Genomic DNA, 16,947 nt, shown 5'->3' on the forward strand with positions numbered 1-16,947 from the left:
ATCTTTATGGGGGCAGTGAAAAACTCAACCATGAAACAGTAAAAACAGCAGCACCAGATTCATCAGCAACGACACCAGCGCCAACGTCCGCCAGACTTTCAGCGGTTCGCGCTCCAGCAACGGTCTGGGGCGCACGCTCAAACTGCGGCGTTCTCCCTGTTCCAGTAGCAACAACCATTCTTCCGCCGTTTCAAAGCGCTGATCCGGAGCTGCCGCCACTGCGCGCTCCAGACTTTGCGCAATCCATTCCGGCAGGTCGGGCCGGTAGCGACTGGCGCTGACAGGCACACCAAACCGAGGGCGCTGGAATGCTTCGATTTCGCCGTAGGGATAATGCCCGGTCAACAGGTAATACAAGGTCACGCCGACCGCATACAAATCCTGTTGTGATGTAGGAGGATCACCTCGAAAGGCTTCCGGCGCGATATAGCTGGGCGTTCCGGGCAGGGCGCAGGCTTGATCTTCGGACAGCCCGGGGCAGTAGGCGAGGCCGAAATCCAGCAGGCGCAACTCGCCGTCGTCCCCCAGCAGCAGGTTCTCCGGTTTGATATCGCGATGCAGAATCTGCCGTCGATGCAATATGCCGATGGCCCGCAGCAAGCGTTCGGCCAGGTCCAGCCATTGAGCCAATGGCAGCGTTGCGACACGCTCATGTAGCTCAGCCAAGGTAGACCCGGAATATTCACGCATCACGTAGTACAAATGCTGACGCTGACTGGCGGCATGGACTTCAGGAAAATGCCGCCCGGCCACCCGTTTGAGAAACCATTCCTCCGACAACAATGCCTGCCCGGCCTGATGATCGTCACGGAGCGCACCGGGCAAGGTTTTCAGCAGCCAGGGCTGTTGTTGTGCGTCGCGCACCCGGTAGAGCAGCGATTGCTGGCTTTGGCCGAGGATCCCTTCGATCTGCCAGCCTTCGAAGGTCTGGCCTGGTTTCAGCGCGGGCGGGAGCGGCCATTGCTGCAGATGAATCAGTGCGTCGCCAATGCTGGTTTCACCGAGGGCATCGACCCGTACCAGCAGGGCGCTGGCATTGTCCTGACTGCCGGCCAGGTGCGCGGCGCTGACCAGGGTCTGCGCGGCACTGTTCAGGTCGGGTTGATCACGCAGAATCGCCGCAATGGCCGTGTCGCCCAGCACGGCCCAGATGCCGTCGCTGAGCAGCACAAAACTCTCGTTCAGGCGCAGTTCACCATCGAGAAAGTCCAGCACCAGGTGTTGATCCAGCCCAAGAGCCCGCTTGAGCACATGCTGCATGCCTGGCTGGTCCCAGACGTGATCCTCACTCACCCGTTGCAGCGTGTCGGCGTGCCAGCGATAAACCCGGCAATCGCCGACATGCGCCAGGGTGAAACGCCGGCCGCGCATCACCAGGGCACTGACGGTAGTCAGCAGCGGTTGCCCGCCGCCGTTAGCCTGCAACCAGCGATTTTGCGCCAGTAGCAGACGGTCCAATGCCTGGGCGACACCCCAGGTTTCCGGGGTGGCGTAGTAGTCCAGCGCCAAGGCCTGCAAGGTTGAACGGGCCGCGAGACCGCCGTCGGCACATTGGCTGACGCCGTCGGCGATGGCGAACAGGTAACCCTTGCTCGCCGCCAGCGCCGGGGCCGGAGTGACCAGGCGCAGAGCGTCCTGGTTCTCCTCGCGGGGGCCGATGGCGCTGTGTTCGGCGAAGCTCAGTTGCAGGCTCATTCAGTCCTCACACCCGTGCTGCGGTAACGGCTGCCGAACCCCAAGTGGTTCTCCAGCGACGTTTCACACCGTGCAGACCGAACCAGGCAAGTACGCCAAGGCTGGCGAACAACCACAAGGCCAGTTGATAGCTGCCGGTGCTTTGCTTGATCGCGCCCATGCCGGCCGCCAGTGCGAAGCCACCGATGCCGCCGGCCATGCCGATCAGGCCGGTCATCACACCGATCTCCCGGCGAAAACGCTGCGGGACCAACTGGAATACCGCACCGTTGCCTGCACCCAAACCGAGCATGGTGCAGACGAAAAGCGCCAACGCGGCGTAGGAACTCGGCAGATTGAAACCCACTGTCGCAATGCAGATCGCCGCCACGGTGTACATCGCCAGCAGGGTGCGAATCCCGCCGAAGCGATCCGCCAGCGCGCCACCCAACGGACGCATCAGGCTGCCACCGAACACACAAGCAGCAGTGTAGTAGCCGGCAGTCACCGGGCTCAGGCCGTATTGGTCGTTGAAGTAACCGGGCAGGGCGCTGGCCAGACCGATGAAACCGCCGAAGGTCACGCTGTAGAAAAACATGAACCACCAGCTGTCGCGGTCACCCAGGGCCTTGAAGTAGTCAGACACGGACTTGGCTTTCGGCCGCTCAGGGGCATTTTTGGCCAGCCAGGCGAAGACAATCAAGGTCAGGATCAGCGGGATCAGGGCGAAGCCGAACACGTTGCTCCAGCCAAACGCGGCGGCCAGCACCGGGGCGATCAAGGCCGCGAGCACGGTGCCCGAGTTACCGGCACCGGCGATGCCCATGGCTTTGCCTTGGTGCTGGGGCGGATACCATTGCGAGGCCAACGGCAGGGCGACGGCGAAGGACGCACCGGCCATGCCGAGGAACAGGCCCAGCAGCAACGCCTGTTCATAACTGTGGATGCCGACTTTCCAGGCGACGAACAGGGCGCAGATGACGATCACCTGGCCAATTATCCCGGCGGTTTTTGGCGACAGGCGATCAGCCAGCAGGCCCATCGCAAAGCGCAATACGGCCCCGGCCAGAATCGGCGTGGCCACCACCAGCCCACGCTGTTGGGTGGTCAGGTGCAGATCAGCGGCGATCTGCACCGCCAGAGGGCCGAGCAGGTACCAGACCATGAAGCTCAGATCGAAATAGAGGAAGGCCGCGAACAGTGTCGGGGTATGGCCGGATTTCCAGAAGCTTGAATTCATCGCGCACCTCAGCTGTCAGGCGTATCAAGAAGGAGTCATGAGCTTGCGGGTGGGGCGCCGCTACGGCCGCACCACCGGCCCCGGTCTCTGGGGCCAAAACGAAAAAACGCCGCTACCCGATCCGCCAGGGGGCGAATGAGGTGAGCGACGTCTTCGTCGTAGGTGGGGCAACCGCCGTTGGTTACCTTGCAGTGATTTACTTAGCGAGAACTGTGCCAACAAGGGAGACCGAGTCGCGGCCATTCGCGGGCAAGCCTCGCTCCTACAGGTTTTGTTGTGAGTTCAGATGTTGTAAACGACACAAAACCTGTAGGAGCGAGGCTTGCCCGCGAAGGCGTCATCACAAGCACCACAAGGCTTCAGCCAAGCAACTCACTCATGGCAATGATCTGCTCCGCCACTTGTATCAGCTTCTGCTGGCGGCTCATGGCCTGGCGGCGCATCAGGGTGTAGGCCTCTTCTTCGTTGCAGTCCTTCATCTTCATCAGCAGCCCCTTGGCCAGCTCGATGCGCTTGCGCTCGGCCAGTTGCTGGTCGCGGGCGTGGAGTTGCGCGCGCAGGGCCTGGTCGCTTTCAAAGCGCGCCATGGCCACGTCGAGAATCGGCTGCAAGCGTTGTGCGTGAATGCCTTCGACGATGTAGGCACTGACGCCGGACTTGATTGCGCGGCGCATCACGTCGGGGTCGTGCTCGTCGGTGAACATCACAATCGGCCGTGGTTGGTCACGGGTCACCAGCACCACTTGCTCCATCACATCGCGGCTCGGTGACTCGGTATCGATCAGGATCACGTCCGGACGCACCGTTTCGACGCGCGCGGGCAGGTCGATGGTCAGGCCGGACTCGTCGATGACCTCGAACCCGGCTTCGGTCAGAGCCGCCTTCAGACGCCCGACTTTTTTCGCAGTGTCATTGATCAGCAGGATACGCAACATATTCGCAGGCTCCTGTCAGCGGCTGGCGAGAAGGGGAGCGCTGTCGCTCATGGCGTGCAGCGTGAAGCTGCGGGCATAGCCGGCCGGGTCCGAGCCGTCCCAGACTTTGCCGTCGATCAGTTGACTGCTGCGCATTTCCTGACTCCGGGCGGGCACACCGACAGCGGTGGCGGCCTCACGGTATAAGTCTAGTTGCTGGACCTGACGGGCCACGCCGAGGTAATCCGGGTCGTCACGCAACAAACCCCAGCGCCGGAACTGGGTCATGAACCACATGCCGTCGGACAAATACGGAAAATTGACCTCACCATCGCCGTGGAAACGCATGGCGTGTGGGTCTTGCCAGCGATTGCCCAGACCGTCGGCGTAGTCACCGAGCAAGCGTGGTTCGATGCAGTCGAGCGGTGCATCCAGATATTCCGGCGCACTCAACAGTTGCGCGGTGCTGTGGCGATTTTCTTGGCTGGCTTCGATGAATCGGCTGGCTTCGAGGATCGCCATCACCAATGCCCGTGCGGTGTTGGGGTACTGCTCGACAAAGGCGCGGGTGCAGCCGAGGACTTTTTCCGGGTGATCGGGCCAGAGGGTCTGGCTGGTGGCCATCGTAAACCCGAGATTCTGCTGCACCGCACTGGCCGCCCACGGCTCGCCGACGCAGAAACCGTCGATGCGCCCGGCTTGCAGGTGCGCGACCATTTGCGGCGGCGGCACCACCACGCTGTCGACATCCTGCAACGGATGAATGCCCTGACTCGCGAGCCAGTAATACAGCCACATGGCGTGGGTGCCCGTGGGAAATGTCTGGGCGAAGGTCAGTTTTGGGCGACTTTGGTGCACATGACGATCGAGTGCTTCAGGACTGGTCACGCCCAAGGCCTGTAAGCCGTGGGAGAGGTTGATGCTCTGGCCGTTCTGGTTCAGGCCCATGAGCACGGCCATGTCGGTGGAGGCTACGCCGCCGATGCCCAGGTGCACGGCGTAGATCAGGCCGTACAGGCTGTGGGCGGCGTCCAGTTCGCCGCTGACCAGTTTGTCTCGCAGGTTGGCCCAGGACGATTGGCGCTTGAGGTTCAGGGTCAGGCCGTAGGGTTGGGCAAAGCCCTGAGTGGCGGCGACCACCACTGAGGCGCAGTCGCTCAGGGCCATGAAGCCGAGGTTGATTTCAGTCTTTTCCGGGGCATCGCTGCCGTTGACCCAGGCCAGAGGGCCGGCTGATGGTTCGTTCATCGATTTCGCACCTTCCAAAAAAAAGCGTCGTCCCAAGGCCCTTGCGGGGGCAAAGCCGGGTGACGACGCCATTGTCCTTCCACTCATCCCGCCGTTGGCATGAGTGCTGATGCCTGTAATTGGTGCAAGGCATATGCCATCGCCGGCTGATTTTGTTGCGCGCCTCGCCTGTGGACCCGATGCACGGCTATAATCGCCGCCTCTCATCGCCAACCGAGTCAAGCCTGCCCATGTACACCCTGGCCCGTCAGCTGCTGTTCAAACTTTCCCCGGAAACCTCCCACGATCTGTCCCTGGACCTGATCGGCGCGGGCGGGCGTTTGGGCCTTAACGGCTTGCTGTGCAAGGCACCGGCGAAATTGCCGGTAACGGTCATGGGCCTGGAGTTCCCGAACCCGGTGGGTTTGGCGGCCGGTCTGGACAAGAACGGCGCGGCGATCGATGGTTTTGCCCAATTGGGTTTCGGTTTCGTCGAAATCGGCACCATCACGCCGCGACCGCAACCGGGCAACCCGAAACCACGGATTTTCCGCTTGCCGGACGCCGAGGCGATCATCAACCGCATGGGTTTCAATAACCTCGGTGTCGATCACTTGCTCGCTCGCGTGGCGGCGGCCAAGTACAAGGGCGTGCTGGGCATCAACATCGGCAAGAACTTCGATACCCCGGTTGAACGTGCGGTCGATGACTACCTGATCTGCCTGGACAAGGTCTATGCCCACGCCAGCTACGTGACGGTCAACGTCAGTTCGCCGAACACCCCGGGCCTGCGCAGCCTGCAATTCGGTGATTCGCTCAAGCAATTGCTCGCCGACCTGGCCACCCGCCGGGCGGAACTGGCCCTGCGCCACGGCAAGCATGTACCGCTGGCGATCAAAATCGCGCCGGACATGACTGACGAAGAAACCGCTCAAGTCGCCCAGGCGTTGATCGAAACCGGGATGGATGCGGTGATCGCCACCAACACAACCCTGAGCCGCGTTGGCGTCGAAGGCATGGAACATGGTGACGAGGCGGGCGGATTGTCCGGCGCACCGGTTCGCGACAAGAGTACTCACACTGTGAAGGTGCTGGCGGCGGAACTGGCCGGTCGCTTGCCGATCATTGCCGTGGGCGGTATCACCGAAGGCAAGCACGCGGCTGAGAAAATCGCTGCGGGTGCGAGCCTGGTGCAGATTTACTCTGGCTTTATCTATAAAGGCCCGGCGCTGATTCGTGAATCGGTGGATGCCATCGCCGCGCTGCGCTAATCCCTGGGTAGGAGACTTGTGGCGAGGGCTTTTGTGGCGAGGGGGCTTGCCCCCGTTCGGCTGCGAAGCAGTCGTAAACCCTGTGTCCGTGTTCTTCCTGATTCACCGCGTTGTCTGGTTTTGGGGCCGCTTCGCAGCCCAACGGGGGCAAGCCCCCTCGCCACAATTGTTTCTTCGCTGAATTTGGAGCAGGCATAAAAAAGGGCTCCTCGAAGGAGCCCCTGGGCCGAAGCCCGCCGTCCGGATGGGACGTGCGTGGTTAAGTCGTTGCGTAATCAGATTGTCGTGTCGGAGTGTGTGCCCTGTATTAGCCGACGGCGTGAAGTTCGTTGAGTCTGTGGATTCCCGCAGTGCCGGTCATACCGTCCCAGTTGTCGCCGCGTCCTTCTCGCCAGCCATTGATCCAGGCTTGGCGTACCGACGGTAGAGTAAAAGGGCAAAGCTCACGGGATTTACCACCAACGCCATATTGATATCCGCGCAAAAATGCTCTTTCCAACGGATCACGCTTAAGTCTTCTCATAGGGTGTTGCCCTCACTTGTTGACTGTATGTATCGCGTCGACCTCAATCGAGGTCAGGCAGAAAAATTCTGCCGTTGGTGGCTCGCTGCCGGCGTCGCGAGCCAAGGTGTTGACGCCGTTGCGACGTCAACCTGAGTTGAGTTCTAACCAATGCGTCACACCGAGGGAATGATCGTTTTGTCATAAGAACGTAACCATAAAGATGCTATGGCCATAAGTAACACGATATTTGTCCCGTGTTCATTGGCCAAAGCCCGGTATGATCGGCCCTGCGCGGGATGAGAGGGTTGAAGCCTTTAACGAGAATGACACCCGTTCACTTGGGGACTATTCGACGAAGGGTCGACTTATGACATTTTGTTGCATCAACTTTTTTATCTGCCCTGGCATCTAAGCTCTTTTAACCCGAGCAGTCAGGGTGGGACGGCACACCTTCGTGCCACGCGGGCGTTCTGTTAGAAAAACGCCTGATTGAAAACCGGATCGGCAATGCGTTGCCGGTTCACTTAGCTAAAGGCTCTGGAATTACCATGTCCGATCGTTTCGAACTCTTCCTCACTTGCCCCAAAGGCCTTGAAGGCCTGCTCATCGAGGAAGCCGTCGGGCTTGGCCTTGAAGAAGCACGTGAGCACACCTCGGCTGTGCGCGGCATGGCCACCATGGAAACCGCCTATCGCCTGTGCCTCTGGTCGCGTCTGGCGAACCGCGTGCTGCTGGTGCTCAAGCGCTTCCCGATGAAAGACGCCGAAGACCTCTACCACGGCGTGCTGGATATCGAGTGGCAAGACCACATGCTCAACGATGGCACCCTGGCCGTCGAATTCAGCGGTCACGGTTCGGGCATTGATAACACGCACTTCGGCGCCTTGAAGGTCAAGGATGCGATCGTCGATAAACTGCGCACCCCCCAAGGCGATCGTCCGTCCATCGACAAGCTCAACCCGGACCTGCGCATTCACCTGCGTCTGGACCGTGGCGAAGCGATTTTGTCCCTCGACCTTTCCGGTCACAGCCTGCACCAGCGTGGCTATCGCTTGCAGCAGGGCGCGGCGCCGCTGAAGGAAAACCTCGCGGCAGCGATTCTGATCCGTTCCGGCTGGCCACGGATTGCCGCCGATGGCGGCGCACTGGCTGACCCGATGTGCGGTGTCGGTACGTTCCTGGTCGAAGCCGCAATGATCGCCGCCGACATGGCGCCGAACCTGCGTCGTGAGCAGTGGGGCTTCACCGCCTGGCTCGGTCACGTGCCGGCGCTGTGGAAAAAGCTCCACGAAGAAGCCACCGAACGCGCCGCGGCCGGTCTGGCCAAGCCACCGCTGTGGATTCGCGGTTACGAAGCTGACCCGCGCCTGATTCAACCGGGCCGCAATAACGTCGAACGTGCCGGCCTGAGCGAGTGGATCAAGATCTACCAGGGTGAAGTCGCGACGTTCGAGCCGCGCCCGGACCAGAACCAGAAAGGCCTGGTGATCTGCAACCCTCCGTACGGCGAACGTCTGGGCGATGAGGCGAGCCTGCTCTACCTCTATCAGAACCTCGGCGAACGTCTGCGTCAGGCGTGCCTGAACTGGGAAGCGGCGGTGTTCACCGGCGCCCCGGACCTGGGCAAGCGCATGGGCATCCGCAGCCACAAGCAGTACTCGTTCTGGAACGGCGCTTTGCCGTGCAAATTGCTGCTGATCAAGGTCACGCCGGACCAGTTCGTCACCGGCGAGCGTCGCACCCCGGAACAGCGCCAGATCGAGCGCGAACAGGCCGAGTCCGACGCACCGTCGAACATCGAAGCGCCGGGCAAGTACGAGAAGTACAACAAGAACGGCAACCCGATCAAACCGGCACCGGTGGTGATCGAGCAACCGCGCTTGAGCGAAGGCGGGCAGATGTTTGCCAACCGTCTGCAAAAAAACCTCAAGGCGCTGGGCAAGTGGGTCAAGCGTGAAGGCATCGACTGCTACCGCGTCTACGATGCCGACATGCCGGAATACTCCATGGCCATCGACCTGTATCACGACTGGGTCCACGTTCAGGAATACGCCGCACCGAAATCCATCGATCCGGAAAAAGCCTCGGCACGGATGTTCGATGCCCTGGCGGCGATCCCGCAAGCGTTGAACATCGACAAGAACCGCGTGGTGGTCAAACGTCGCGAGCGTCAGAGTGGCACCAAGCAGTACGAACGCCAGAGCGCACAGGGCAAGTTCAATGAGGTCAACGAAGGCGGCGTGAAGCTGCTGGTGAACCTCACCGATTACCTCGACACCGGGCTGTTCCTTGACCACCGGCCGATGCGTATGCGGATTCAGAAAGAGGCGGCCGGCAAGCGCTTCCTCAACCTGTATTGCTACACCGCGACCGCCAGCGTTCATGCAGCCAAGGGCGGTGCGCGCAGCACCACCAGCGTCGACCTGTCGAAAACCTATCTGGATTGGGCGCGTCGCAACCTGTCGCTGAACGGTTTTTCCGACAAGAACCGTCTGGAGCAGGGCGATGTGATGGCTTGGCTCGATGCCTGCCGTGATGAGTACGACCTGATCTTCATCGACCCGCCGACCTTCTCCAATTCCAAGCGCATGGAAGGGATCTTCGACGTGCAGCGTGATCAGGTGCAGTTGATCGACTTGGCGATGGCACGTCTGGCGCCGGGCGGGGTGTTGTACTTCTCCAACAACTTCCGCAAGTTCACGCTTGAGGAAAACCTCACCGAGCGTTATGCCGTTGAAGAAATCACCGCCCAGACCATCGATCCGGATTTCGCCCGTAATGGCAAGATCCATCGTGCCTGGAAGATCACTGCCCGCTGACACTTGAGCCTGATTGGATCCAGAGCCTTGATTTTTAAAGGCTCTTGGGTTCTTTCAGTGCTGGTCAAATTAGTGGCTAATAGCTATAACTCAACAGTGGCCAAAGGGCTTTTCCGGCACCTGGCGTTCTGAGTTGCCTCTATGTCGTTGCACGCCGTGCGCCCCAAGATCCTGGGTTTTATCCGCGAAGATGTTTCGGCCTGGCTGGTCGCACTGTTGGCATTGCTCGTCGGCGGGATTCTCACGGGATTGCTGGCCTGGGCGACGTTCAATCAGTTTCATCAGCAATTGCGGCAACGTTTCCAGCTGCTCGCCAGTGAACGTTACAGCCGTATCGAAGAACGTTTCGAAGATCAGGAGCAGCGCCTCGACGGCCTGCGCCGGTTCTTTGTCAATTCCGCGTCGGTGGCCCGCGCGGAATTCGACGGCTACGCCAAACCTCTTTTGCATCGCACTCAGGCCTATTCCTGGGCTCCCCGGGTTTCCCGCGCCGAACGGCCCCTGCTTGAACGCGCGGTGCGTGAAGAAGGCTTGAGCGGTTTCACCTTTCGCGAACTTACCGTCGACGGCCAGTTGCAACCTGCCGTGGAGCGGGACGAGTACGTACCGGTGCTCTACACCCAAACCCTGAGCCGACAGCCTATGCCGCTGGGTTACGACCTGCTGGCCCAGCCCCTGCGTCGTTCGACCCTGGAACGGGCCGATCGCAACGGCAACATGGCTGTGTCGCAACCATTGCATCTGGTAGGCATCGAGCCCGCCTATTCGCGGGGCGTGTTGCTGGTGGCTCCGGTCATCCATCAGAACATCCCGAATGCTGCGCCCGCCGGCTATGTCATGGCGGTGATCAGCATGCGTCAGCTGCTGGCGGACGGACTGCCGGAAGGGAATCAGGACTCTCTCTCGGTGCGTATCCTCGATTTGTCTACCGCGGATCAGCACGAAGTATTGTACGAGTCGACCAACACGGCAGGGGCCAGTGACTTGTCCTCCACGCGATTGTTGCGTCTGGCCGACCACGATTATCAAGTCGATATGCGCCCCAGCGCCGCGTTCCTGAAAGCCAACCATTCCTCGGTGGCCAGCCTGGTGGTGCTCGGCGGTTTGCTCAGCCTGTTGCTCAGTGTGTTTCTCTATGTGTTGGTCAGCCAGCGCCAACGGGCGCTGAGAATGGTCGAACAACGGACCCAGGAACTTCACGACCGTGAGCAAGAGTTGCGTGGCACGCATGGCCAGTTGCGCGGCGTGCTGGATGCCGCGACTCAGGTGGCGATCATCGCCACCGACCTGCGCGGGATCATCAGCACCTTCAATGCGGGTGCAGAGCAAATGCTCGGTTACTCCAGTGCGCAGGCCGTGGGCCACATGACCCTGGAGAACCTGCACCTGCCCCGGGAACTCGAAGCGCGCTCGGCGGAGTTGAGCGCGCGCTATGGCAAGCCGATTCCGACGTGTCAGGCGATGTTGGTTGAAGGCGGGGAAGAGGGCGGTCACGAAGCCCGAGAGTGGACACTGGTCCGCCACGACGGCAGCCATTTAACGGTGAACATGCTGGCGGCCCCGGTCCTCGACGAGCAAGGCTTGTGGGTCGGGCACCTGGCGATCTGTATCGATATCACCGAACGCAAACGCGTCCACGAGGCCCTGGCGGCACGGGACCTGTTGTTGAAGAAACTCAGCGCCCATGTGCCCGGCGGGATTTACCAGTTCAAGATGGAATTCGATGGGCGCTTCAGCGTGATCTACGCCAGCGACGGTATGCGCGATATCTACGAACTCGAGCCGGAGGTGCTGTTGCTCAACGCCGAAGCGGTGTTTGCGCGGATTCATCCTCAGGACGCGCGTCGGGTCCGCGCTTCGATCCTGGCCTCGGCTGACACCCTCAGCCCCTGGCGTGAAGAGTACCGCGTGCAATTGCCCGAGCGCGGTCTGCGCTGGGTCCGCGGTGAGGCGACTCCAGAGGAACTGCCCGGTGGCGGTGTGCTCTGGCATGGCTACATTTCGGACATCTCCGACCTCAAGCGAGTGGAAGAGGAATTGCGCGCACTGTCGGTGACCGACTCCCTGACCGGAATCCATAACCGTCGCTATTTCCAGGAGCGCCTGACCACCGAAATGGCCCGGGTCGAGCGCGGCGGTGGCGAGTTGTCGGTGATCATGCTCGACATCGATCACTTCAAGCGCATCAACGATCAGCACGGTCATGCCGTGGGTGATCGGGTATTGCAGGCCGTGTGCGAGCGCATTGGCGGTCGCCTGCGGCGCACCGATGTGTTCTGTCGCCTGGGTGGCGAAGAGTTCATGGTGCTCTGTCCGGATATCGACGGCGAACAGGCCCATGTGCTGGCTGTGGAGTTGTGGCAAGGGTTGCGCAGTGCGCCGATCGACGAGGTCGGGATCGTCACCGCAAGTTTCGGGATTGCCAGTTGGCGGGCCGGAGAGGGCGCGGATGCGCTGCTGTTGCGGGCTGACTCAGGGGTGTATGCGGCGAAGCAGGCGGGAAGGGATCGGGTTGAGGGGCAGATGAGCTAAAGCCGCGTGCGGCCCCTGTGGAATGATCGCAATGCTGTGCTCGACCCAAATCAATGTGGGAGCGGGCTTGCTCGCGAAAGCGGTGTGCCAGGCAACATTAATGTCGACTGACACGCCCTCTTCGCGAGCAAGCCCGCTCCCACATTTTTTGATCTCCAGTGTCTGGACGATCGGGTTACAACACCGAAGCCGTTTCCGGCAGTTTCGGCTGGCGGTACAAATCCAGCAGCACCTGATCCAGCACCGAGGAGGCGCCAAACGGTGCCTTGTCGTTGAGGATCGCCACCACCGCCCAGGTATTGCCATTGATGTCGCGGCTGTAGCCGGAAATGGCGCGTACGGTGTTCAGGGTACCGGTCTTGACGTGGGCTTCACCGCGCATTGCGGTGGTCTTCAGGCGTTTGCGCATGGTGCCGTCGGTGCCGGCAATTGGCATCGAACTGATGAACTCGGCGGAATACGGGCTGCGCCAGGCGGCTTGCAGCATCGCGGCCATTTCACGCGCACTCACGCGCTCGGCGCGGGACAGACCGGAGCCGTTCTCCATCACCAAGTGCGGCGCGGTGATGCCTTTCTGTGCCAGCCACTGACGCACCACACGCTGAGCTGCCTTGGCGTCATCACCGTCGGCTTCGGTGCGGAACTTCTGGCCCAGGCTCAGGAACAACTGCTGAGCCATGGTGTTGTTGCTGTATTTGTTGATGTCGCGAATGATCTCCGCCAGGTCTGGCGAGTAGGCCCGGGCCAGCACCTTGGCGTTGCTCGGCGTCGCTGCCAGACGATCCTGGCCCTGGATGCTGCCGCCCAATTCCTTCCAGATCGCCCGCACAGCGCCAGCGGTGTAGGTCGCGTGGTCGAGCAGCGACAGGTAGGTCTGGGAGCTGCAGCCTTCGCCCAACTGGCCGCCGACGGTCACGGTGACGCTGCCATCAGCCTGGGGCACCGGGTTGTAACGCACGCCACCGGTGCATTGCTTGGAGTTGAGCGCCTTGACCTGATTGTCGATGCGGATGCTGGCAATCGGTGGCTCGACCGACACCAGGACCTTGCCCGAGTCGTTGCGAGCCACGAAACGCAAGGCCTTGAGGTTGACCAACAGCGCGTCGGGCTTGACCAGGAACGGTTTGTTCTCGTCGTTGCCGTCGTCGTTGAATTCAGGCAGTTGCGGTTGCACGAAGAAGCCACGGTCCAGCACCAGGTCGCCGGTGACCTGGGTCACGCCGTTGGCGCGCAAGTCGCGCATCAGCAACCAGAGTTTTTCCATGTTCAGCTTCGGATCGCCGCCACCCTTGAGGTAGAGGTTGCCGTTGAGGATGCCACCGCTGAGGGTGCCGTCGGTGTAGAACTCGGTTTTCCACTGGTGGTTCGGGCCGAGCATTTCCAGCGCGGCATACGTGGTCACCAGCTTCATGGTCGAGGCCGGGTTGACCGAAACGTCGGCGTTATGAATGGTTGGAGTGCCCGGGCCGTTGAGCGGGATCATCACCAGCGACAGGGCACTGTCTTGCAACTTGCTGGCCTTGAGGGCCTTTTCGACGTTGGGCGACAGGGCGGTGTTGATCGAAGCGGCGGAAACGGGAAGGGCCAAGGGCAGAAGAAGGCTGGCCAGCAGCAATGGACGCAAAGATTTGATCATCTGAAATAAAACCCTACAGCCGAGGGGAAAAAGACGAGGGCATGGAGATAAATTCCCTCAGCGGTCATGAAAGTGTCGGCATTATGCCCCAAGGTGTAACGGCTTGTGCCGTACTCTGGTCGTCTAATCCGCTATTTTTTTACCGGCGGTAGGGGTAGCGCCGTTCTGAGACGGGCAATCGGTGCCTTAAACTGCTAAAGTGCGGCCCGTTATTACTTATGAGGATTGTTCCAATGGCGACTAACCGTTCCCAGCGTCTGCGCAAAAAACTGTGCGTCGATGAATTTCAAGAGCTGGGTTTCGAACTGAACCTGGATTTCAAAGAAGATTTGGCTGATGAAGCCATTGATGCTTTCCTCGACGCGTTCCTGAAAGAAGCCATGGAAGCCAACGGTCTGGGCTATGTTGGCGGCGACGACTTCGGTCTGGTTTGCCTGCAGAAGCGTGGCTCGGTCTCCGAAGAGCAGCGTGCCGCTGTTGAAGCCTGGCTCAAAGGCCGCAGCGAACTGACCGAAGCAACCGTCAGCCCGCTGATCGACGTCTGGTACCCGGAAAAGCCGATCAATCCGGTAGCTTGATGTTCTAAAAAACGGCGACCCAAGGGTCGCCGTTTTTTTATGCCTGCTTTTTGTAGGCGCATGGCTTGGCCTGCGATGTCGATCTCGGGGATGCCTTCGCGGGCAAGCCTCGCTCCTACAGGTTTAGCGCGAAGCCCTTGTAGGAGCGAGCGGTGCGGCGATCCGACTTGCCCGCGAAGGGGCCCTCAGGCCTTGCGCCAGTTCAGAATTACCAACGTCAAAACCCCCGCCACAATCCCCCAAAACGCCGAACCAATGGAAAACAGCGTCAGCCCCGACGCCGTGACCATAAAGGTAATCAGCGCTGCTTCCCGTTCCTGCACCTGCGCCATGGCAATGCTCAACCCATTGATGATCGAGCCGAACAGCGCCAGCGCGGCAATCGACAGCACCAGCTCTTTAGGTAATGCGGCAAACAACGCCGCCAGCGTCGCGCCGAACACCCCGGCAATCCCGTAGAAGATCCCGCACCAGACGGCGGCCGTGTAGCGCTTGTTGCGATCCTCATGGGCATGCGGCCCGGTGCAGATCGCCGCGCTGATGGCCGCGAGGTTGATCCCATGGGAGCCGAACGGCGCCAACAGCAACGAGGCAATGCCGGTGGTGGTGATCAGTGGCGAGGCTGGCACGTTGTAGCCGTCGGCGCGCAATACGGCGATGCCCGGCATGTTCTGCGACGTCATCGCCACCACGAACAGCGGAATGCCGATGCTGATGGTCGCGGCCAGGGAGAAATGCGGCGTGGTCCAGACCGGTGTCGCGACTTCCAGATGGAAGCCACTGAAATCCAGCAATCCCATAAACCCCGCCAGCGCAGTGCCGATCAACAGCGCGGCGAGCACGGCGTAGCGCGGCGACAGGCGCTTGACCAGCAGATAGGTGAAGAACATCCCCAGCACCAGCGCAGTGCGGTGCTGGGCGGCGACGAAAATCTCGCTGCCGATCTTGAACAGAATCCCCGCCAGCAACGCCGCCGCCAATGAAGCCGGAATCTTTTTCACCAGCCGTTCGAAACTGCCGGTGAGGCCACAGATCGTCACCAGCACCGCGCAGGTGATGTAGGCGCCGATGGCCTCGCCGTAACTGACACCGCCAAGGCTTGTGATCAGCAACGCTGCGCCAGGGGTCGACCAGGCGATGGTGATCGGGGTGCGGTAGCGCAGGGACAAGCCGATCGAACACACCGCCATGCCAATCGAGATCGCCCAGATCCACGACGAAATCTGCCCGCTAGTCAGGCCCGCCGCTTGCCCGGCCTGAAACATCAGCACCAGTGAACTGGTGTAGCCGGTCATCATGGCGATGAACCCGGCGACGATCGCCGAGGGTGATGTGTCAGTCAGGGGGCGAAGCTGCGTGTGCGTGGCGTCGTTCATGACAGCGGTGTTCCTTGTTCTGATGAAGATGTCCGTATCCGCTGAACCCTGTAGGAGCGAGGCTTGCCCGCGAAGGCGTCGTGTCATTCAACATTGATATCGACTGACACTGCGCCTTCGCGGGCAAGCCTCGCTCCTACAGGGCATCGCGTTGAGCAGCGGATTCTGCGTTCAAGCCTAAACTGAAAAGTAACCGGTCGTTGCAATACAGCGAAGACGACAAACAGCCGTACAGTCGTGTTGCCACCGTCCATTGTGTACAATTACGGTGTTTTTTACGCGATACTTGCCAGCGACCCACTGTGCCGTATTACAGTCACGGTCAATTCGCCGCAGTTCTTCCGACTCGAGTGCCCATGAACGAACAGTTGCAACCCCTCAAGAAACAACCGCGAGCAGGCAAAGCCGGCCGCAGCGGTACCCAGGACGATATTGTCTATGCGCATATCTTCGAGGCCATCCTCGAACAGCGTCTGGCGCCCGGCACCAAGTTGAGCGAAGAAGCGCTGGGGGAAATTTTCGGGGTCAGCCGCACCATCATTCGCCGAGCGCTGTCGCGCCTGGCCCATGAAGGCGTGGTGTTGCTGCGACCGAATCGCGGTGCTGTCGTTGCCAGCCCGAGTGTCGAAGAGGCCCGCCAGGTGTTTATGGCGCGGCGCCTGGTGGAGCGGGCGATCACTGAATTGGCGGTTCAGCATGCCACCGCCGAGGAAATTGCCGACTTGCGGCAAATGGTCAACGACGAGCGCGACAGTTTCTCCCGTGGCGATCGTGGTGCCGGAATCCGTCTGTCGGGCGAGTTTCACTTGAAGCTGGCCGAAGCGGCGAAAAACGCGCCGCTGATCAGCTTCCAGCGCAGCCTGGTGTCCCAGACTTCGTTGATCATCGCCCAGTACGAGAGCGGCAACCGTTCCCACTGTTCCTACGATGAACACACTCAGTTGATCAACGCCATCGAAGCGCGGGACGCGACGCTGGCGGTGGACCTGATGATGCATCACATGGACCACATCGACAGCAAACTCAACCTCGACGAAGAAAGTGCGTCGGATGATTTGCATGCGGTGTTTTCGCATTTGTTGCAGACCAAGAAGCCTGGGCGGCCTGTCGCGAAACTTTGATAGACCGAGGTGCAGCCTTCGCGGGCAAGCCTCGCTCCTACAGGTACAGCGTGG

Annotated in this window: 12 protein-coding genes; 5 read left to right on the forward strand and 7 right to left on the reverse strand. The window is 60.7% G+C overall.

Annotation, left to right across the window (positions count from 1 at the left end):
- Positions 1 to 24: 24 nt before the first annotated feature.
- The 4 genes from PMI30_RS23855 to PMI30_RS23840 form a co-directional block, all read right to left on the reverse strand.
- Positions 25 to 1,695 carry a bifunctional protein-serine/threonine kinase/phosphatase gene (locus PMI30_RS23855; protein ID WP_008006982.1) on the reverse strand — a complete coding sequence of 557 codons (1,671 nt, stop codon included), beginning with the start codon at positions 1,693 to 1,695 and terminating at the stop codon, positions 25 to 27.
- 7 nt (positions 1,696 to 1,702) lie between these two features.
- Positions 1,703 to 2,914 (reverse strand): nitrate/nitrite transporter, encoded by a 1,212-nt coding sequence (locus PMI30_RS23850; protein ID WP_008006983.1) that lies wholly within the window; start codon positions 2,912 to 2,914, stop codon positions 1,703 to 1,705.
- A 359-nt stretch (positions 2,915 to 3,273) separates the two neighbouring features.
- Positions 3,274 to 3,849: an ANTAR domain-containing response regulator gene (locus PMI30_RS23845; RefSeq protein WP_008006986.1), complete on the reverse strand. Its 576-nt coding sequence runs from the start codon at positions 3,847 to 3,849 to the stop codon at positions 3,274 to 3,276.
- Between the two features lie 15 nt (positions 3,850 to 3,864).
- The gene (locus tag PMI30_RS23840) at positions 3,865 to 5,076 is read right to left on the reverse strand and encodes a CmpA/NrtA family ABC transporter substrate-binding protein (RefSeq protein ID WP_008006989.1); all 1,212 of its coding nucleotides are present in this window, start codon (positions 5,074 to 5,076) and stop codon (positions 3,865 to 3,867) included.
- A 230-nt stretch (positions 5,077 to 5,306) separates the two neighbouring features.
- On the opposite strand from PMI30_RS23840, the gene PMI30_RS23835 reads away from it, so the two are divergent.
- A complete protein-coding gene (locus tag PMI30_RS23835; RefSeq protein WP_008006990.1) occupies positions 5,307 to 6,326 on the forward strand; it encodes a quinone-dependent dihydroorotate dehydrogenase in 1,020 nt (339 codons plus the stop codon).
- 307 nt (positions 6,327 to 6,633) lie between these two features.
- Here PMI30_RS23835 and rmf read toward each other — a convergent pair whose 3' ends face one another.
- Positions 6,634 to 6,849 (reverse strand): ribosome modulation factor, encoded by a 216-nt coding sequence (gene rmf, locus PMI30_RS30330; RefSeq protein ID WP_003223300.1) that lies wholly within the window; start codon positions 6,847 to 6,849, stop codon positions 6,634 to 6,636.
- A 530-nt stretch (positions 6,850 to 7,379) separates the two neighbouring features.
- Between rmf and rlmKL the strand changes: the two genes are divergently transcribed.
- Together rlmKL and PMI30_RS23825 are read left to right on the forward strand one after the other, a co-directional pair.
- The gene (rlmKL, locus tag PMI30_RS23830) at positions 7,380 to 9,650 is read left to right on the forward strand and encodes a bifunctional 23S rRNA (guanine(2069)-N(7))-methyltransferase RlmK/23S rRNA (guanine(2445)-N(2))-methyltransferase RlmL (RefSeq protein ID WP_008006992.1); all 2,271 of its coding nucleotides are present in this window, start codon (positions 7,380 to 7,382) and stop codon (positions 9,648 to 9,650) included.
- Positions 9,651 to 9,791: 141 nt separating this feature from the next.
- The gene (locus PMI30_RS23825; RefSeq protein ID WP_008006994.1) at positions 9,792 to 12,182 is read left to right on the forward strand and encodes a sensor domain-containing diguanylate cyclase; all 2,391 of its coding nucleotides are present in this window, start codon (positions 9,792 to 9,794) and stop codon (positions 12,180 to 12,182) included.
- Positions 12,183 to 12,357: 175 nt separating this feature from the next.
- Here PMI30_RS23825 and dacB read toward each other — a convergent pair whose 3' ends face one another.
- Positions 12,358 to 13,818, reverse strand: coding sequence for a D-alanyl-D-alanine carboxypeptidase/D-alanyl-D-alanine endopeptidase (gene dacB, locus PMI30_RS23820; protein WP_008006996.1), 1,461 nt, complete (start codon positions 13,816 to 13,818; stop codon positions 12,358 to 12,360).
- A 233-nt stretch (positions 13,819 to 14,051) separates the two neighbouring features.
- On the opposite strand from dacB, the gene PMI30_RS23815 reads away from it, so the two are divergent.
- Positions 14,052 to 14,396: a YggL family protein gene (locus PMI30_RS23815; protein ID WP_007896965.1), complete on the forward strand. Its 345-nt coding sequence runs from the start codon at positions 14,052 to 14,054 to the stop codon at positions 14,394 to 14,396.
- 185 nt (positions 14,397 to 14,581) lie between these two features.
- Here the strand turns inward: PMI30_RS23815 and PMI30_RS23810 are convergent, their stop codons facing one another.
- Positions 14,582 to 15,772: a benzoate/H(+) symporter BenE family transporter gene (locus PMI30_RS23810; RefSeq protein ID WP_008006999.1), complete on the reverse strand. Its 1,191-nt coding sequence runs from the start codon at positions 15,770 to 15,772 to the stop codon at positions 14,582 to 14,584.
- A 356-nt stretch (positions 15,773 to 16,128) separates the two neighbouring features.
- Here PMI30_RS23810 and PMI30_RS23805 point away from each other — a divergent pair, with 356 nt between their 5' ends.
- Positions 16,129 to 16,893: a GntR family transcriptional regulator gene (locus tag PMI30_RS23805; protein ID WP_008007001.1), complete on the forward strand. Its 765-nt coding sequence runs from the start codon at positions 16,129 to 16,131 to the stop codon at positions 16,891 to 16,893.
- The last annotated feature ends 54 nt before the right edge of the window (positions 16,894 to 16,947 follow it).

The organism is Pseudomonas sp. GM50, from assembly GCF_000282375.1.
Lineage (GTDB): Bacteria > Pseudomonadota > Gammaproteobacteria > Pseudomonadales > Pseudomonadaceae > Aquipseudomonas.